At 70.0% G+C, this 1245-nt stretch carries 1 protein-coding gene; it reads right to left on the minus strand.

Annotation, left to right across the window (positions count from 1 at the left end):
• Positions 1–37: 37 nt before the first annotated feature.
• The gene (locus K2Z83_RS28510; protein ID WP_220598555.1) at positions 38–1192 is read right to left on the minus strand and encodes a M20 family metallopeptidase; all 1155 of its coding nucleotides are present in this window, start codon (positions 1190–1192) and stop codon (positions 38–40) included.
• Positions 1193–1245 lie beyond the last annotated feature (53 nt).

Raw genomic sequence — 1245 nt, forward strand, 5'->3', positions numbered from 1 at the left:
GGCGAGCAGGCTGGATCGGCGGTGCGACATAGGGAGATTATGCAGGCGGGCGCTGCGGCCCGGCCAGGATCGCAAGGGCTGTCGTCAGGATGACCTCGGCGCAGGGGATGATCGAGCTCAGGTCGACCCACTCGGTACACTGGTGGAAGTCGCCGGCCCGCGGGCCGAAGACGATCGTCGGGATACCCGCCTCGCCGCTGGTCAGGTTGGCGTCGCTCACGCCTACCATGTAGCCAAACGGCACCTCCGCCCCGAGCACGGAGCTGGATGCCTGGCTGAATGCCTGGGCGAAGGGGTGGCCGGCGACATTGAACTCGAAGGGCGGGTAGAAGGGCGGCTCGACCTGGATGTCGAAGCTCGCCGGGGAGCGCAGGCTGTCGGCGAAGGCCCGCAGCTGTGCCAGCACGCTCGCGGCGCTCTCGCCGGGGACGATCTGGCGGGTGAGCAGGGCCTCGGCCCGCTCGGGCAGGGTGATCACGTACTGGGCGCTGCCGCTGTGGAAGGAGAGCACCGTCTGCGATGAGGGGATGCGCGGGTGGGTGCCGGTGGGCGCGGCGTCGCAGACCTGGGCGACGAAGCGGGCCAGCTCGATCGCGGCGTTGACCCCCTCCTCCGGCATAAACCCGTGGGCCGCCTTGCCAGTAGCGGTCACGCGCAGGAGCACTTTGCCCGGCGCGCCAATGATCGCTTGTGCGAAGCTCGGCTCAGTGACGAAGCAGGCGTCGGCCTTCAGCCCCGCGATCAGGGCGCGGGCGCCGAGCGAGTGGGCCTCCTCGTCGGTCACGCAGCTGAAGATCAGCGTGCCCCGCCACTCGTCGCGGCGGCGGAGCAGCTCGCGGGCCACAAGCATATTCACCACCACGCCGGACTTCATGTCGCCCGCGCCGAGGGCGGAGAGCCGGTCGCCATCGAGCTTGCCCTGCCAGGGGTCACAGTCCCAGCCCTCGACGGCGAGCACGGTGTCGATGTGGCCATTGAGGAGCAGGGTCGGGCCGGGGCCGTTGTTGATGTGGGCGATCACGTTCGGCTGCTGGTTGGGCGTCGGCTGCAGCTCTGGCGTGAGCCCGCTGGCCGTGAGCCACTCGGCCACCGCCAGCTGGGCGGCGCGCTCCTCGCCGGGGTAGCTGCGGATGGCCACGAGCTGGCGGAGCAGGGCGACGGCCTCGCCCTGGTCGAGGCTTGATGCTGGCATGGGGGCTCCCCTCTTCGCAAATGTCGATATGAGGCCTGTGCGTGGGCTATAGT

This window comes from Oscillochloris sp. ZM17-4 (assembly GCF_019599295.1).
Taxonomy (GTDB): Bacteria; Chloroflexota; Chloroflexia; order Chloroflexales; family Chloroflexaceae; genus Oscillochloris.

Coding starts and splice junctions, on each gene's coding strand:
- K2Z83_RS28510 (WP_220598555.1), bottom strand. CDS start 1,192: ATGCCAGCATCAAGCCTCGACCAGGGCGAGGCCGTCGCCCTGCTCCGC.